Origin of the sequence: Rhizobium sp. LCM 4573, from assembly GCF_001854865.1 — a bacterium.
GTDB lineage: Bacteria > Pseudomonadota > Alphaproteobacteria > Rhizobiales > Rhizobiaceae > Neorhizobium.
The window spans coordinates 553,149-567,558 of record NZ_MDDW01000001.1; the positions used below are offsets into that span (position 1 = coordinate 553,149).

Here is a 14,410-nt window from a genome sequence, read left to right on the forward strand (position 1 = left end):
TTCTTGAAGTTTATTTCTGGATTGGTTTGCCGCCTGCATTCCCTGATACTCAACAAACCCGGCGCGGGCGGCGAAGGATGTTTTCGTTCACGACGATCAGTGGCGGGTCTTGGACCTCAGGCGCTCCATCTCGTCTTTGAGGAGCAGCTTGCGCCGTTTGATTGCTGCGATCTGTTGGTCGTCGGAAGAGGGGGACGATAGAACACTTTGCAACTCTTCTTCGAGAGCACTGTGCTTCTTTTCGAGAGATGCAAGATGAGCCTGAATGGTCATGTGGCATGTCCTCCTTTAGGTACCTGCCCCCGCCAACTCCTGGGCCGGAGGCTTCAGGTTTGCGACGGGAGTGTGACACGATCAGAGCCGTTTGTCGAAGGTCAAATCTTGTTATCGGCGCGGCAAAATCATGGCGAAGCCTAACTTCCAGTTAAAGGCATTTGGTGGTAGGAGCTTGCGCACGTCGCGGCAACCAGGCAGAGACCGGAAGCGGAATAGGGACAGGAAAAATGGCCGATCAGGAACAGGCGGATGTCAGGCTGGCGCTCGCGCGGCTCCGCCAGGAGCACGAGGATTACGACGCTGCCATCAATGCCATGATCCAGGTCGGATGCGACGCTCTGCGAATCCAGCGTATGAAGAAGAAAAAGCTCGCGCTGAAGGATAAGATGAGCCAGCTCGAGGACCAGATCATCCCGGATATCATTGCGTAAGGAGGGCCCGATCATGTCGCCAGAAAGACCCGCCGTAGCCATCATCATGGGCAGCCAGTCCGACTGGGAAACCATGAAGAACGCCGCCGATACGCTGGAAGCGCTGGATATCGGTTACGAGGCTCGTATCATTTCGGCGCATCGCACGCCCGACCGCCTGGTGAGCTTCGCCAAGGGCGCCCGCGAGGAAGGTTTCCAGGTCATCATCGCCGGCGCGGGTGGGGCCGCCCACCTGCCGGGAATGGCCGCCGCCATGACCCCACTGCCGGTTTTCGGCGTGCCGGTGCAGTCGAAGGCGCTTTCCGGCCAGGACAGCCTGCTTTCGATCGTGCAGATGCCGGCCGGGATTCCCGTCGGAACGCTGGCGATCGGCAAGGCCGGCGCCATCAATGCCGCCCTGCTCGCCGCCGCCGTGCTCGCCCTGCAGGACGACGATATCGCCGATCGGCTCGATGAATGGCGTCTCCGCCAGACCGCCACCGTTGCCGACTATCCGATCGATTGAGTGCCCGAGAGTAAAGACCATATGACCATCAGGACGATCGGCATCATCGGCGGCGGACAATTGGGCCGCATGCTTGCCGTCGCCGCCGCAAGGCTGAATTTCCGCACCGTCATCCTCGAGCCGCAGCCGGACTGTCCGGCCGCCCAAGTGGCGAACGAACAGATCGCCGCCGCCTATGACGATCCCGCCGCTCTTGCCGAACTCGCGCGCCGCTCGGACGTCGTGACCTATGAATTCGAGAACGTGCCGGTCACCGCCGCCGAAGCGTTGCAGAAGACGGTTCCCGTCTATCCGCCCGCCAAGGCGCTGGAGGTCTCCCAGGACCGGCTGACCGAGAAGACATTTCTCAATGCCTGCGGCATCGAGACGGCGAAGTTCCATGCCGTCGGCAGCCAGGCCGACCTCGAAGCGGCGCTTGCTGATTTCGGCGGCAAGGGCGTGCTGAAGACCCGCCGCCTGGGCTATGACGGCAAGGGCCAGCGCGTCTTCCGCTCCGCAGCCGACGATCCGGCAGGGACATTTGAGGCCCTGGGYGGCGTGCCGCTCATCCTCGAGAGCTTCGTGCCTTTCGAACGCGAGGTGTCGATCATCGCCGCACGCGGCAGGGACGACAGGGTTTCGTGCTACGATCCGGCGGAAAACGTCCACAGGAACGGTATTCTCCACACCTCTACCCTGCCCGCCCACATTTCGGAGGATGCGACGCAAGCCGCCCGAGAATCCGCGGAGAAACTGCTCGCCGCGCTCGATTATGTCGGCGTCATCGGCATGGAGTTCTTCGTGATGGTGGACGGCCGGCTGATTGCCAACGAGATCGCCCCGCGCGTCCACAATTCCGGCCATTGGACGGAAGCGGCCTCGGTCGTCTCCCAGTTCGAGCAGCATATCCGCGCCATCACCGGTCTTCCCCTGGGCGATTCGTCCCGCCATTCCGATTGCGTAATGACGAATCTCGTCGGCGACGACATCCATGCCGTGCCCGAATGGCTCGCCCGAAAGGACGTGCTGGTGCATCTCTACGGCAAGACGGAAGCCCGGCCCGGCCGGAAAATGGGGCATGTGACCGAATTGAAGGGCCGGAAAACGCCCTCGCAAGGTTGACAGATGCGGTAGCTCGGGTTATCTGCACCCCAACTGAGAGCGCGCCCCTCGCACCAACAGGCGGCGCGCTTTTGATTGATAGAAAGACAAGCGGCCTCAAAAAGGCCCACAGACTGCTGGACCAGTACAATGAAGATCAAGAACTCGCTCAAGGCGCTGAAGGCTCGTCATCGCGATAACCGTCTGGTTCGCCGCAAGGGCCGCGTATACATCATCAACAAGCAGAACCCGCGCTTCAAGGCCCGCCAGGGCTGATCGATACCGGCAGCTTTTGCGCTGCCGCCGATCACATTGTCGATAACGCGACAATTCGGGTTTGAACTTCAGCGCATGCGGATTACCTTATCCGCATGCGCTGTTTTCGTTTCGCGACCCTGATTCTCGGCACCGCCCTTCTTGCCCCACCCGGCTGGGCGCAGGCGCCCGATGCCGCGGCTCCCTCCCCTGCACCCGCTCCCGAGGCGACGACACCCGCGCCCGCTCCGCAGGCAGCCCCAGCGCCCGCCAATCCGCTCAATCCGCTGTTCGAGGCGCTGAAGCGCGAGCGAAATCCGGACAAGGCGCGCGGCATCGCAAGCCAGATCGCCACCGAGATGAGCGATTCCGGCAGCCCCACCGTCAACCTCCTGATGCAATGGGCCTCCACTGCGGTGGAGGAGAAGCGCAACGCCGCCGCGCTCGATTTCCTTGATCGGGCAACGCTGCTGCAGCCCGCCTATACGGAAGCCTGGAACCGCCGCGCCACCTTGCACTACGCCATGGGCAACAAACGCAAATCCATGGGTGACATCAATGAGGTGTTGAAGCGCGAGCCTCGCCATTTCGGCGCGATTGCCGGCATGGCCGCGATCCTCACCGAGGCCGGACAGGATGAACTCGCTCTCAAGGCCTGGGAACGCTATCTCGAAATCTATCCGGCCGATCGCGATGCGCAGGAAGCAGTGACGAAAATTTCCGAGAAGCTCGCCGGCAGCAGGACGTAACAGCCGGCTGCTGCTATATTGCCTTCCATGCTCCTCCTGCCTCTCGTTTTCGCCGGCTTGATCGCAGCCGCCTTCGGCTTCTCCGCCTGGAAGGCCTCCGCCATCGAGGCCGAATTCCCGAATGGGGGAGAACTCGTAGACGTTGGCGGGTTTTCGATGAACTCGCTGCATGTCCCCGCCCGCGCCCCGGCGGAGTGCCCGCCGATCGTCTTCATTCATGGCGCGAGCGGCAATCTCAAGGATCAGGAGACGGCTTTCCGCAGGCCGCTCGAAGGCCGCGCTGAACTTCTTTTCGTCGATCGCCCCGGCCACGGCTATTCCGAGCGCGGCGGACCCGAGAACGGCTTTCCGGATGGGCAGGCGGCGGCGATAGCAAGGCTGATGGAGAAGCGCGGCATCGGGCGCGCGATCATCTGCGGCCACTCCTTCGGCGCGGCGATCGCCGCGAGTTTCGCCCTCCATCATCCGGAAAAGACGCTCGGCCTTCTCCTCCTCGCACCCGCCACGCATCCCTGGCCCGGCGATATCGATTGGTATTACAAGCTCGCCAAGCGCCCCTTTTCGGGCTGGCTCTTCAGCCGCCTGCTTGCACTTCCGGCCGGGCTGGCGCTGATCGAGCGCGCGACGCACTCCGTCTTCCACCCCAATCCGCGACCCGAAACCTATCTTTCGGATGGCGCGCCGGCGCTGGTGCTGAGGCCGAAGGCATTCCGTCACAATGCGATCGATGTGGCCAATCTGAATGAATATGTGACTCGCGTTTCACCGCGCTACCGCGAGATTGCGGCCCCGACGATCGTCGTCACCGGAGATAGTGACGCAATCGTTGCCGAGGAAATCCACTCGCGCGGCCTGGCGCGCGATATCGAGGGGTCCGAGCTCGTCTTCATCCGCAATCTCGGCCACAAGCCGGATTACATGGCGACCGATGTGGTAATCGCGGCGATAGAGAAACTCTCAGGGTTCGAGCGGGACCTTGAGGCTGCTGCACGCATCGCCGAGACGAGGCTCGCCCCTCGTGCAGCGGAGCCCGAGCCGATCATCGATCTTTCGATCGAAAAGACCTCATAAAGAAAAGAACCCGCCGGATCGCTCCAGCGGGTTCTTTTCCTGAATGAGGCTTGTCTTCAGACACCCGTCTGACCGTCCGAGCCGATATAGGCGATGCGCAGCATATTGGTGGCACCGGGAGTTCCAAGCGGCACGCCCGCCGAGATGATGATCCGGTCGCCCGGCTTGCCGAAGTCTTCCGAAACCGCGATCCGGCAAGCCCGGTTGACCATGTCGTCGAGATCGGTGGCGTCATGCGTGACGACGCAATGCAGGCCCCAGCAGACGGAGAGCCGCCGCGCCGTCTGGATGATCGGCGAGAGCGCGATGATCGGCACCTGGGGCCGCTCGCGCGAGGCGCGCAGGCCCGTCGTGCCGGACGAGGTATAGGTCACGATTGCCGAGAGCTTCAGCGTTTCGGCGATCTGGCGGGCGGCAAGCGAAATGGCATCCGCCCCCGTCGCTTCCGGCGTCGCGCGCTGGGCGTAGATGATGGTCGGATAGAGCGGGTCCTGCTCCACCTGGTGAGCGATCGACGCCATCATCGAGACCGCCTCGACCGGATACTGGCCGGACGCGGATTCGGCGGAGAGCATGATCGCATCGGCGCCTTCGAAGACGGCGATGGAAACGTCCGAAACCTCGGCGCGCGTGGGCACCGGCGCGGTAATCATCGATTCCAGCATCTGGGTAGCAACGACCACGGGCTTGCCCGCGCGGCGACAAGCGCGCGTCAACTGCTTCTGGATGCCCGGAACGGCTTCGATCGGCATTTCGACGCCAAGGTCGCCGCGCGCCACCATGACCGCGTCGGAAAGCTCGATGATCTCGTCGATGCGCTCCAGGGCCTGCGGCTTCTCGATCTTCGACATGATGCCGACGCGGCCGCGGGCGATCTTGCGCACTTCGGCAAGGTCGTCCGGCCGCTGCACGAAGGAAAGCGCCACCCAGTCGACTTCGTCCGTGGCCAGCACGGCGTCGAGATCGACGCGATCCTTGTCGGTGAGCGCGCCGACGGGGAGCAGCGTATCGGGCAGGCTGACACCCTTGCGGTCGGAAATACCGTTGCCGGCGACGACGGTGCAGACAATGCTTTTGCCATCCGTCTTTTCGGCCCTGAGCGTCAGCTTGCCGTCATCGATCAGCAGCCGGTGGCCGGGCTTCACGGCTTCGAGAATTTCCGGGTGCGGAAGGAAGACACGGGTTTCATCGCCCGGCTCGTCGCGATTGTCGAGCGTGAAGGTCTGTCCGGGCGTCAGTGCAACCTTGGTCGCGGCGAATTTCCCGACGCGCAGCTTCGGCCCCTGGAGGTCCGCCAGAATGCCGATCGGCCGGCCGGAGCGGGCTTCCACAGCACGGATGCGCTTGATCAGGCTGCGCATCACGTCGTGGCTGGCATGGCTCATGTTGATGCGGAAGAGGTCGGCGCCTGCCTCGTGCAGTTTCTGAATCATTTCCTCCTCGGACGAGGCGGGACCCAGCGTCGCGAGGATTTTTACTTTACGATTACGCTTCATCAATTCTGGCCTTCCTGCGTGGCAGGCGTATCGGAAAGCTGGACCATCCAGCTTCCCTGTCGTCCGGTGTCATATTCCTTGAAGCCCATCCGCTGATGGCCGCGGGCAAAGCAGTCCTGAACACCGGCGATCTTGAACTCGTTTTCGGCGACGCACATGTTGATGTCGCCCGTCCAGCGGCCGCCGCGCGCGGCATCCTCCGCATAGAGGTAGTAATAGCGGGATTTCAGCTCGCCCTCGATCAGCGTGGCGCAGGTGGAGGCCGGCACCTGCCACCAGCCCTCGGTGGTCCAGCCTTCCTCGGCCCGGTAGCCGATCGCCACACCGACGAGGTTCTGGGTCCCGTTACAGACGCGGAAATCCGCATGTGCGGCATCGGCGACAAAGAGCGGCGCACCGAGCGCCGCTGCGAATGCCAGTGCCGGGAAAATGGAAAAGGAGCGGATGGGAAAAACGGAGGATCTCTTCGACACGGTTTCCGATGGGACTCCATGGTTATTCGTGAGAGACTTTCTTCGCGCGACAGGTTGCGAAAGTCAACGAAGGTCTAATCGATTATAGCCTCGTTCTTGGAAGGAACTGTATCGCACCATACGCTGGCACTGCTTGCGCCCGCATTCTGCGCATGCCATCAACACCCATCCATCCATGACTTCTTGATTTACTGTTTCGGCGACATGCAGGACTTCATTCCTTTCGAAATCATAGACGGCGATTATGACAGCGGCATGGTGCTTCTCGCCGACCATGCGATGAACCGCCTGCCGCCGGCCTATGGAACCCTCGGCCTGCCCGACGAGGCCTTCCGGCGTCACATCGCCTACGACATCGGTATAGAGGGCCTGACGCGCAGGCTCGCCGCCATGCTGAACGTGCCGGCCGTGCTCGGCTGTTTCTCCCGACTGCTAATCGACCCGAATCGCGGCGAGGATGACCCGACCCTCGTCATGAAGATTTCCGACGGCGCGATCATTCCCGGCAATTACCCGATCACCGAGGAGGAATGGAATTTCCGCCTCGATACCTATCACAGGCCCTATCACCGCGCAGTGGAGCGGACGCTCGCCAAGGCCGGCGCATCCGGCCATGCCCCGCTCGTGCTCTCGCTGCATTCCTTCACGCCGGCCTGGAAGGGCGTGCCCCGCCCCTGGCATGCCGCCGTGCTGTGGGACAGCGACCATCGCGCCGTGCTGCCCTTGCTGGAACTGTTGCGTCAGCCCGGCGATATTCTGGTTGGAGACAATGAGCCCTATGACGGCGCGTTGCGCGGCGACACCATGTACCGGCATTGCATGATGTCCGGCACGCCGCATGCGCTGCTGGAGATCCGGCAGGACCTGATCGCCGGCGAGGCTGGCATCGATGCCTGGGCGGACCGGCTCGCGCCGATCTTCCGGACGCTCAACGCCAATCCCGCCTTGCATGAATATACGATATTCCCTTCCCGCACCGGGCCTTACCCGGCCTGAAGATATCCACCGGTCAGAACCCGAGGATGCTCAAAAAGCCGCATTCGGCATAAACAAACCCGCGCATGGTTGATCTGTCGGGGATTCGCCCTTGACCTTGCGGCGGCTTTTCGGCAGTTGACGACCACTCATTCGAATTTTCAAAGATCAGGAGACACTCGATGTCTGATGCACATGGCGTCGCCCGCGACCAACTCCGCGCATTTGTCGAGCGCATCGAACGGCTGGAAGAAGAAAAGAAGACGATCGCCGACGACATCAAGGACGTCTATGGCGAGGCGAAGTCCATGGGCTTCGACACCAAGATTCTGAAAAAGGTCATCGCGCTTCGCAAGAAGGACGAGCAGGAGCGCATGGAAGAGGACCTGATCCTCGATACCTATCTGCAGGCGCTCGGCATGATCGAGTCTCCGCCGGACCAGGACGCCGCCTGATCGGCACGCGGCCATCCGATACCTTCAACCCGCCGGCCTCCCGGCGGGTTTTTGTTTGCCCCACGCACCGAAACTCTGAATGCTTGGCCTCGCTCCACCCGGATCGCGGCAAGCTTGAGAAAAATATTTGCATCTGCCCGTTTTCTTTGCAGTTTTCTTTCCTTCGAACCTCCCCATTTTCTGCGATGTATGCGCCACCATCTGCCAGCTTCGAAAGGATTAATGAAATGAGTTGGTTGAAAACCATTGCCGCCGCCACGCTGATCCAGGCGGCCGCCCTGATGCCGGCGCTCGCTGGCGAAAACCTCGCCGCCATCACATCCGCCGGCGCCATCAAGATCGGCACCGAAGGCACCTATGCGCCCTTCACCTATCATGATGCGACCGGCAAGCTCGTCGGCTTCGATGTCGAGATCGGCGAGGCGATCGCCGCCAAGCTCGGTGTCAAGGCCGAGTTCATCGAGGGAAAATGGGACGGATTGATCGCCGGTCTCGACGCCAAGCGGTACGATGCGGTCATCAACCAGGTCGGCATCACCGAGGCGCGCAAGCAGAAGTATGACTTCTCCGAGCCCTATATCGCCTCGAAGGCCGTCCTGATCGTCCGGGAAGATAACGAGGACATCAAGGGCTTTGCCGATCTCAAGGGCAAGAAGTCCGCCCAGTCGCTGACCAGCAATTTCGGCAAGCTCGCCGAGCAGGCAGGCGCCGAACTCGTTGGCACGGACGGCTTCGACCAGTCCATCCAGCTCGTGCTGACGCGCCGCGCCGATGCGACGATCAATGACAGCCTCTCCTTCCTCGACTTCAAGAAGCAGAAGCCCGACGCGCCGGTGAAGATCGCCGCCGAGCAGGAAAACGCCGATTATTCCGGCATCATCATCCGCAAGGGCGAACCGGAATTGCTCGAAGCCATCAACAAGGCCTTGACCGACATCAAGGCCGACGGCACCTACCAGAAGATATCGGAAAAGTATTTCGGGCAGGACGTCTCCAAATAACCGCGGAAACCCCGGGTTCCCCGCGCACCCGACATGAACTATTAGTCTGATACGCCCGGCCGCCGGCCGGGCCTGTCATTTCAAGGGGTCGCATCGTGCCGCACTGGCTTCAATTGATGGCGGATTCGCTGCCCACGCTTCTGTGGGCCGGTATCAAGTTCACGATCCCGCTGACACTGCTTTCCTTCGTCTTCGGGCTCATTCTCGGCCTGGCCACCGCGGTCGCGCGCCTGTTTGCCCCCGTGCCCGTTGCGCTCGTCGCGCGTTKCTATGTCTGGGTCATTCGCGGCACGCCGCTGCTGGTGCAGCTCTTCGTCATCTTCTACGGCCTGCCCAGCATTGGCATCCTGCTCGATGYCTTTCCCGCGGCCCTGATCGGCTTCACGCTCAATATCGGGGCATACAGTTCCGAGATCATCCGCGCCGTCATCTCTTCCGTGCCGAAGGGACAGTGGGAAGCCGCCTATTCCATCGGCATGAACTGGCGCCAGGCGATGAGCCGCACGATCATGCCGCAGGCCGCGCGCGTCGCCGTGCCGCCGCTGTCGAACACGTTCATATCGCTGGTCAAGGATACCTCGCTTGCCGCCGCGATTACCGTGCCGGAGCTCTTCCAGTCCGCCCAACGGATTGTGGCCACGACCTATGAGCCGCTGATTCTCTATATCGAGGCCGCCCTCATCTATCTCGCCCTGAGCTCCGTTCTGTCGGCGCTGCAGGTCCGTCTGGAACGGCGCTTTGCCCGCTATGGCGGCATGCTGGAGGCAAATTCATGATCGAGCTTTCGGATATCGAAAAGCGCTTCGGCGATGCGGTCATCCTCAAGGATATCAATCTTCAGATTCCGGAAGGCAGCGTCACCGCGCTTGTCGGCCCGTCTGGCGGCGGCAAGAGCACGCTGCTGCGCTGCATAAACCTCCTCGAAATCCCGACCTCTGGCTCCATCCGCATCGGCGAGGAGCGGCTGGACTTCCAGCCCGGTAGGAAGGTCGGCTGGCAGTCGATCCAGAAAATCCGCCGCCAGACGGGCATGGTCTTCCAGAATTTCCAGCTTTTCCCCCATCGCACCGCGATCGAAAACGTCATGGAAGGACTGGTCACCGTCCTCAAATGGCCGCGGGAAAAGGCTCAGGCCCGCGCCATGGAACTGCTGACCAAGGTGGGCATGGCCCACAAGGCCGATGCCTGGCCCTCGACGCTTTCCGGCGGGCAGCAGCAGCGCGTAGCCATCGCACGCGCGCTTGCCCCCTCGCCGCGCGTGCTGCTCTGCGACGAGCCGACCTCCGCCTTGGACCCGGAACTGTCCGCGGAAGTCGTCGACGTGCTGGGTAGGCTTGCCAACGAGGGGACGACCATGGTGATGGCGACCCATGACCTGCGCCTGGCATCCCGCATTGCCCATGCCGTCGTCTTCCTGGAAGCCGGCAGGGTCGTCGAGACCGGCAGCGCGCGGTCGATGTTCGCCTCCCCGGAACACGAACGCACCAAGCAGTTCATCTCGACCATCAACGCCGCCCATAGCTACGACATCTGAACTCCGGTTCGCTAACCTAGGCTCAGGCGGGATACTCCTTGAATTCCTCGACCAGGAAATCGAGGAATACCCTGAGCTTCGGGGCGAGAAACCGCCGGGACGGATAGATGGCATAGAGGTTCGTGTCCGCGGTGGACCAATCCTCGAGCGCCGTTTGCAGCAGCCCCTTTTCCAGATCCTCCTGGACATAGGGGCGAGGAATGAGGCTGAGGCCGAAGCCGGCCCGCAGCGCATCGCGAACTGCCAGGCTGGACGTCACCTTGTAGCGGCCGTTGATGGCGATGCGCGCCACGCGGTCCTCCTTGCGGAATTCCCACATGTCGGCATTTCCCGAAAGGCTGAACTGGATGCAATCGTGCCCCGCCAGGTCCTCCGGCGTTGCYGGCCGCCCGAAGGCTTCGAAATAGGAAGGTGCTGCGCAGACCACATGCGGCATGGAGGCCAGCTTGCGGGCAATCAGGCTCGTGTCCTCCAGATGGTCCCGGCCGCGGATGGCGATGTCATAGCCTTCGCTCACGATATCCACCCGCCTGTCGTCGAGGTTGAGATCGAGCGACAGGTCGGGATATCGCGAAAGAAACCGGGGGATCGCCGCCGATAGCCGCGTCAGGGTCACCGTCATCGGAGCCGCGACCCTGAGCAGCCCGCTCGGCGCATCCTGGAGCGGCCCCATGGCACGGTCGGCCTCCTTCAATCCGTCCAGGATGCGGGCGACATGGTCGAGATAGACCACCCCCGCCTCGGTAAGACTGACCCGACGCGTGGTGCGGTTGAACAGACGGACGCCCAGATGCGTTTCCAGTTCGTTGATGTTCTTGCTGACGGCTGGCGGCGAGAGGCCGAGCCGCCGACCGGCTTCGGCGAAATTCCTCAGTTCCGCCACCTGACGGAAAACATTCAGCGCGGTCAGTCGATCCATGTTTATTTTCCAATAGTGAATAATCAGATCACCATATAGCCGATTATCCCCATCAGGTGAATCCGGTAAAACAGACTGGCAGCGCAAGGACTGCCCGAAGCGCCGAAAGAGGCGCGAAGACCGCACTCAGAGATCGCCCCATGACCCATCCGACCATTGCTCTCATCGAGAAACGCATTTCCGCCAATCACTTCGATCCCGCCCATGCCCTGCCGGCCGCCGATATCGAGCGGCTGGTCGGCCTGGCGACACGGGCGCCCACCGCCTACAATCTGCAGAACTGGCGCTTCATCGCGGTCCAGTCGCCCGAGGCCAAGGCCCGGCTGCGCGCCATCGCCTACGGGCAGAAGAAGGTGAGCGACGCAGCCGTTACCTTCATCCTCTGCGGCAGGCTGCCCGATGCCGCCACCCTTCCCGATCGGCTGCGGCCCTTCGTCGACGCGGGCTTCATGCCGCCCGCCATTGCCGATGCCTGGCGCGAAGGCGCCGATGCTCAATATGGAGGTTCGCAGGCGGCCCGGGACGAGGCGCTGCGCTCCGCCACCTTTGGTGCTGCGACGCTCATCTACGCCGCCGAAGCGCTCGGCCTTTCCTCCAGCGCCATGGTCGGGTTCGATCAGGAAGCGCTCCGGAAGGAATTCTCCTTGGAACCCGATGAAATACCTGCATTGCTGGTTGCCGTCGGCCGCGCCGCCGAAGGCAATTGGCCGCAAAAGCCCCGCCGTCCCGTCTCGGAGGTCTTGGACCTACTATGAAAACATCCAGCTTCGATCTGTTGATTACGGCTCTCGCGCCGGCCATCTGGGGCAGCACCTATATCGTCACCACCCAGTTCCTGCCGCAGGGCTATCCTCTCACGGTCGCCGTGCTTCGGGCACTGCCGGCCGGCTTGCTCCTGCTGCTCTTCGTCCGCAAGCTGCCCTGGGGCACATGGTGGATGCGCATTGCGATCCTGGGAGTGCTCAACTTCTCCTTCTTCCAGGCCATGCTCTTCATCTCCGCCTATAGGTTGCCAGGCGGCATCGCCGCAACCGTCGGGGCCATTCAGCCGCTGGTCGTCGTCGTGCTCGCACGCCTCCTGCTCGGAAGCCCGATCCATCTTCTGTCGGTCGTCGCCGCGATCGCCGGCCTGGTCGGCGTGGCGATGCTGGTTCTTGCTCCGGGCGCCGCACTCGATCCGCTCGGCATCATCGCCGGCCTTGCGGGCGCTGCTTCCATGGCAGCCGGCACCGTGCTGAGCAGGCGTTGGCAGCCACCGGCTTCGCTCTTGACCTTCACGGCCTGGCAGCTGACGGCAGGTGGCATTCTCCTTTTGCCGGTAGCCTTCTGGTTCGAGCCGTCCTTGCCGCCGCTGACCACAACCAACCTGCTGGGGCTGGCATGGCTGAGCCTGATCGGTGCCGCGGTGACATATGTTATCTGGTTCCGCGGGGTCTCGCGCCTGCCGCCCTCCGTGGCCTCGTCGCTTCTCCTTCTGAGCCCTATGGTCGCGGTCCTGCTTGGCTGGATTTTCCTCGACCAGACCCTGAGCGCCGTCCAGATCGTCGGCAGCCTTCTGGTGGTCGCCAGCATCCAGCTCAGCCATCGCGCCCAGTCCCCCAGCCCACAGCCGGCCACGCGATAACTCGAAAGCGAACACCTCGCGGCAATCCAGAATGCGAAAACCCGCCGGAACATCCGGCGGGTTTTCTTTTTAAATCCGCAACCGCCGAACCTTTCCAGGCAGGAGCCGCCGCAGGGTCGACAAGAGCCCCGGCGCCTATTTTGCTGCCCCCGCCGGCTTGCCCGTCAGATACGCGACGAGAATCGAAACCAGGATCCCCGCAGCGGCCAGATAGAAAGCCAGCCGGATTCCCTCGCCGGCCGCAATGCTCAGCTCGTTCCCCGAGAGGCCTTGGGTTTGGCGATTGGCGATCGCGATCAATATCGCAAGCCCGATCGCATTGCCCACATTGAGCGTCGTCGACGCCATGCCGGATGCAACGCCTTGCTCGTCGTGATGAACGCCCGAGGCAGCCGCGATCCACATGCCTGTCCAGACGATTCCCTGGCCGACGCCGGAGATAATCAGACCGGGAACGATAAGCAGATAACCGCTCCCGGCAGCCGCGCCCGGCACCATCAGTACCGTGCCGACAGCACCGATGAGCATGCCGGCGATAAGCGTCGAGCGTGTGGTGAAGCGGGTGGCGAGACGCTCCCCGGCCTGGGTTCCCGCGGCGATCGCCAGCGAAGGCGTGAGGAAGGCCAGTCCGGTTTGCAGCGCGCTCATGCCCTGCACGTTCTGAAACAACACGGTCAGGAAATACGGCAAGGTGCCGAACGTCGCCATGTAGAGGAAGGTGATGGTCATGCCCGCAAACAGACTTCTATTACGGAAAAGGCGCAGAGGCATCAGCGGGTCCGCGCTCCTCGCCTCGATGATCGCGAAGGCAAGCAGGAACCCGGCGGCGCATATCGCGCTCCAAATAATGCTCGGAGCAGCCCACCCATATTCCGGACCCTGCACAAGGGCGAAGACCAGCAAGGTTGCGCCGGCGGTTACCGTGACGGCGCCCGCCAGATCGAAGCTGCGATGTTCATGCCGCTTTGGATCCTTCGGGATGACGATGAATGCGGCAAGGATTGCCACCGCGGCCAGAAGGACATTCACATAGAAGACCGAGGGCCAGCCGAATGCCGCGGTCAGGAACCCTCCGGCAAGCGAACCGATCGTAAGCCCGCTCGCACCCGCTCCACCCCATACGGCCAGGGCGCGGTTGCGTTCCGGCCCCTCCGCAAACAGGCGGTTCACGAGCGAGAGCGTCGCAGGAAAGAGGAATGCGCCGCCGATTCCCTGCACCGCCCGTGCGGCAATAATGATTTCGGGCCGCCATGCGAGCCCGCCCGCCAGCGAGGACAACGCGTAGAGCCACAGCGCGAAAATGAACATGCGGCGCTGACCGATGAGATCGGCCGCCCTGCCGCCGAACAAGAGGAAACCGCCTGTAAAGACCGTGTAGACGCTTACGACCCATTGCAGCGTCTGTCCGGAAAAACCGAGCCCGGCACCGATCTCCGGCAGGGCGACGAACACGATGTTGAGATCAAGTGCGATAATCAGCTGGGCGAAGGCGAGCAGGGCAAGAGTGGTCACCCGTCCCCTGGTTAGGCTTGGTTCTGGCGATATTGAAGAAAACGACTGGTCCGA

At 62.6% G+C, this 14,410-nt stretch carries 18 protein-coding genes; 13 read left to right on the forward strand and 5 right to left on the reverse strand.

Going from position 1 to position 14,410, the window contains the following annotated elements:
- Positions 1-96 precede the first annotated feature (96 nt).
- Entirely contained in the window at positions 97-273 is a 177-nt protein-coding gene (locus tag LCM4573_RS02865) for a YdcH family protein (RefSeq protein ID WP_046794627.1), read from the reverse strand.
- A gap of 230 nt (positions 274-503) precedes the next feature.
- Here LCM4573_RS02865 and LCM4573_RS02870 point away from each other — a divergent pair, with 230 nt between their 5' ends.
- The 6 genes from LCM4573_RS02870 to LCM4573_RS02895 all read left to right on the forward strand — a co-directional run bounded on the left by LCM4573_RS02870 (position 504) and on the right by LCM4573_RS02895 (position 4,367).
- Positions 504-707 carry a YdcH family protein gene (locus LCM4573_RS02870; protein ID WP_046794628.1) on the forward strand — a complete coding sequence of 68 codons (204 nt, stop codon included), beginning with the start codon at positions 504-506 and terminating at the stop codon, positions 705-707.
- A 13-nt stretch (positions 708-720) separates the two neighbouring features.
- Positions 721-1,212, forward strand: coding sequence for a 5-(carboxyamino)imidazole ribonucleotide mutase (gene purE, locus LCM4573_RS02875; RefSeq protein WP_046794629.1), 492 nt, complete (start codon positions 721-723; stop codon positions 1,210-1,212).
- A 21-nt stretch (positions 1,213-1,233) separates the two neighbouring features.
- Positions 1,234-2,313: a 5-(carboxyamino)imidazole ribonucleotide synthase gene (locus LCM4573_RS02880; protein ID WP_071004303.1), complete on the forward strand. Its 1,080-nt coding sequence runs from the start codon at positions 1,234-1,236 to the stop codon at positions 2,311-2,313.
- 129 nt (positions 2,314-2,442) lie between these two features.
- The gene (gene ykgO, locus LCM4573_RS02885; protein WP_003497670.1) at positions 2,443-2,568 is read left to right on the forward strand and encodes a type B 50S ribosomal protein L36; all 126 of its coding nucleotides are present in this window, start codon (positions 2,443-2,445) and stop codon (positions 2,566-2,568) included.
- A 95-nt stretch (positions 2,569-2,663) separates the two neighbouring features.
- Positions 2,664-3,296, forward strand: a complete 633-nt coding sequence (locus LCM4573_RS02890) for a hypothetical protein (protein WP_071004304.1) — start codon at positions 2,664-2,666, stop codon at positions 3,294-3,296.
- 27 nt (positions 3,297-3,323) lie between these two features.
- Positions 3,324-4,367: an alpha/beta fold hydrolase gene (locus LCM4573_RS02895; protein WP_071004305.1), complete on the forward strand. Its 1,044-nt coding sequence runs from the start codon at positions 3,324-3,326 to the stop codon at positions 4,365-4,367.
- 56 nt (positions 4,368-4,423) lie between these two features.
- Here the strand turns inward: LCM4573_RS02895 and pyk are convergent, their stop codons facing one another.
- Positions 4,424-5,863 (reverse strand): pyruvate kinase, encoded by a 1,440-nt coding sequence (gene pyk, locus LCM4573_RS02900; RefSeq protein ID WP_071004306.1) that lies wholly within the window; start codon positions 5,861-5,863, stop codon positions 4,424-4,426.
- Positions 5,863-6,294 (reverse strand): DUF1036 domain-containing protein, encoded by a 432-nt coding sequence (locus tag LCM4573_RS02905; RefSeq protein ID WP_244505238.1) that lies wholly within the window; start codon positions 6,292-6,294, stop codon positions 5,863-5,865. The genes pyk and LCM4573_RS02905 overlap by 1 nt, the downstream gene beginning before the upstream one ends.
- Positions 6,295-6,540: 246 nt before the next feature.
- On the opposite strand from LCM4573_RS02905, the gene LCM4573_RS02910 reads away from it, so the two are divergent.
- The 5 genes from LCM4573_RS02910 to LCM4573_RS02930 all read left to right on the forward strand — a co-directional run bounded on the left by LCM4573_RS02910 (position 6,541) and on the right by LCM4573_RS02930 (position 10,301).
- Positions 6,541-7,332 (forward strand): N-formylglutamate amidohydrolase, encoded by a 792-nt coding sequence (locus tag LCM4573_RS02910; RefSeq protein WP_071004308.1) that lies wholly within the window; start codon positions 6,541-6,543, stop codon positions 7,330-7,332.
- Positions 7,333-7,493: 161 nt separating this feature from the next.
- Positions 7,494-7,766, forward strand: coding sequence for a DUF2312 domain-containing protein (locus LCM4573_RS02915; protein WP_071004309.1), 273 nt, complete (start codon positions 7,494-7,496; stop codon positions 7,764-7,766).
- A gap of 227 nt (positions 7,767-7,993) precedes the next feature.
- A complete protein-coding gene (locus LCM4573_RS02920) occupies positions 7,994-8,767 on the forward strand; it encodes an amino acid ABC transporter substrate-binding protein (RefSeq protein ID WP_071004310.1) in 774 nt (257 codons plus the stop codon).
- Positions 8,768-8,862: 95 nt separating this feature from the next.
- Complete coding sequence (locus LCM4573_RS02925; protein WP_071004311.1) at positions 8,863-9,543, forward strand: amino acid ABC transporter permease; 681 nt, start codon at positions 8,863-8,865, stop codon at positions 9,541-9,543.
- The gene (locus LCM4573_RS02930) at positions 9,540-10,301 is read left to right on the forward strand and encodes an amino acid ABC transporter ATP-binding protein (protein WP_071004312.1); all 762 of its coding nucleotides are present in this window, start codon (positions 9,540-9,542) and stop codon (positions 10,299-10,301) included. Before LCM4573_RS02925 ends, LCM4573_RS02930 begins: the two co-directional genes overlap by 4 nt.
- 22 nt (positions 10,302-10,323) lie before the next feature.
- Here LCM4573_RS02930 and LCM4573_RS02935 read toward each other — a convergent pair whose 3' ends face one another.
- Positions 10,324-11,220 carry a LysR family transcriptional regulator gene (locus LCM4573_RS02935; protein ID WP_071004313.1) on the reverse strand — a complete coding sequence of 299 codons (897 nt, stop codon included), beginning with the start codon at positions 11,218-11,220 and terminating at the stop codon, positions 10,324-10,326.
- Between the two features lie 140 nt (positions 11,221-11,360).
- Here LCM4573_RS02935 and LCM4573_RS02940 point away from each other — a divergent pair, with 140 nt between their 5' ends.
- Together LCM4573_RS02940 and LCM4573_RS02945 are read left to right on the forward strand one after the other, a co-directional pair.
- Positions 11,361-11,975 carry a nitroreductase family protein gene (locus tag LCM4573_RS02940; protein ID WP_071004314.1) on the forward strand — a complete coding sequence of 205 codons (615 nt, stop codon included), beginning with the start codon at positions 11,361-11,363 and terminating at the stop codon, positions 11,973-11,975.
- Entirely contained in the window at positions 11,972-12,844 is an 873-nt protein-coding gene (locus LCM4573_RS02945; protein ID WP_071004315.1) for an EamA family transporter, read from the forward strand. The genes LCM4573_RS02940 and LCM4573_RS02945 overlap by 4 nt, the downstream gene beginning before the upstream one ends.
- 135 nt (positions 12,845-12,979) lie before the next feature.
- Here LCM4573_RS02945 and LCM4573_RS02950 read toward each other — a convergent pair whose 3' ends face one another.
- Positions 12,980-14,356 carry an MFS transporter gene (locus LCM4573_RS02950; protein WP_244505213.1) on the reverse strand — a complete coding sequence of 459 codons (1,377 nt, stop codon included), beginning with the start codon at positions 14,354-14,356 and terminating at the stop codon, positions 12,980-12,982.
- Positions 14,357-14,410 lie beyond the last annotated feature (54 nt).

Bases quoted from the DNA above. Each gene is read 5' to 3' on its own strand.
- LCM4573_RS02865 (WP_046794627.1), bottom strand. From the start codon at position 273: ATGACCATTCAGGCTCATCTTGCATCTCTCGAAAAGAAGCACAGTGCT.
- LCM4573_RS02870 (WP_046794628.1), top strand. From the start codon at position 504: ATGGCCGATCAGGAACAGGCGGATGTCAGGCTGGCGCTCGCGCGGCTC.
- purE (WP_046794629.1), top strand. From the start codon at position 721: ATGTCGCCAGAAAGACCCGCCGTAGCCATCATCATGGGCAGCCAGTCC.
- ykgO (WP_003497670.1), top strand. From the start codon at position 2,443: ATGAAGATCAAGAACTCGCTCAAGGCGCTGAAGGCTCGTCATCGCGAT.
- LCM4573_RS02890 (WP_071004304.1), top strand. From the start codon at position 2,664: ATGCGCTGTTTTCGTTTCGCGACCCTGATTCTCGGCACCGCCCTTCTT.
- LCM4573_RS02895 (WP_071004305.1), top strand. From the start codon at position 3,324: ATGCTCCTCCTGCCTCTCGTTTTCGCCGGCTTGATCGCAGCCGCCTTC.
- pyk (WP_071004306.1), bottom strand. From the start codon at position 5,863: ATGAAGCGTAATCGTAAAGTAAAAATCCTCGCGACGCTGGGTCCCGCC.
- LCM4573_RS02910 (WP_071004308.1), top strand. From the start codon at position 6,541: ATGCAGGACTTCATTCCTTTCGAAATCATAGACGGCGATTATGACAGC.
- LCM4573_RS02915 (WP_071004309.1), top strand. From the start codon at position 7,494: ATGTCTGATGCACATGGCGTCGCCCGCGACCAACTCCGCGCATTTGTC.
- LCM4573_RS02920 (WP_071004310.1), top strand. From the start codon at position 7,994: ATGAGTTGGTTGAAAACCATTGCCGCCGCCACGCTGATCCAGGCGGCC.
- LCM4573_RS02930 (WP_071004312.1), top strand. From the start codon at position 9,540: ATGATCGAGCTTTCGGATATCGAAAAGCGCTTCGGCGATGCGGTCATC.
- LCM4573_RS02940 (WP_071004314.1), top strand. From the start codon at position 11,361: ATGACCCATCCGACCATTGCTCTCATCGAGAAACGCATTTCCGCCAAT.
- LCM4573_RS02945 (WP_071004315.1), top strand. From the start codon at position 11,972: ATGAAAACATCCAGCTTCGATCTGTTGATTACGGCTCTCGCGCCGGCC.